The organism is Enterobacter sp. ZOR0014, assembly GCF_000798855.1.
Classification (GTDB): domain Bacteria; phylum Pseudomonadota; class Gammaproteobacteria; order Enterobacterales; family Enterobacteriaceae; genus Enterobacter; species Enterobacter kobei.
The window spans coordinates 1-277 of the sequence record NZ_JTLF01000126.1 but is presented as its reverse complement, the minus strand read 5'-3'; the positions used below and the strand labels follow the sequence as shown (position 1 = coordinate 277).

Annotated in this window: 1 protein-coding gene; it reads right to left on the bottom strand. The window is 31.0% G+C overall.

Annotated elements, in window-relative coordinates; translation table 11 throughout:
* Positions 1-40 precede the first annotated feature (40 nt).
* Complete coding sequence (locus tag L977_RS25140) at positions 41-172, bottom strand: hypothetical protein (RefSeq protein WP_015979566.1); 132 nt, start codon at positions 170-172, stop codon at positions 41-43.
* Between the last annotated feature and the right edge of the window lie 105 nt (positions 173-277).

Here is a 277-nt window from a genome sequence, read left to right as displayed (position 1 = left end):
CCAGTATTAGAGGTGCTAAAGTCAATAGCTAAGGCTTTGCTCATAAATCAGAACTCAATTCAATATAAAGCTCTTTAGTAATTTCTCCAATATCAAATAAGTGCTTAACATAGTGTTCATATTCAATCGGAGTCAATACTTCTTTTTGTGCTAAAATATGCTCTTTATTCATTTCTTTATTCTCCCTTAAAAATTAAAGCTGTATCAAGATTAATCAAACCACATTCAACAGCGTTAAGTAAGAACTCGTTAAAGTCAACTTCTGACAATGATGTTC

Bases quoted from the DNA above. Each gene is read 5' to 3' on its own strand.
- L977_RS25140 (WP_015979566.1), bottom strand. From the start codon at position 172: ATGAATAAAGAGCATATTTTAGCACAAAAAGAAGTATTGACTCCGATT.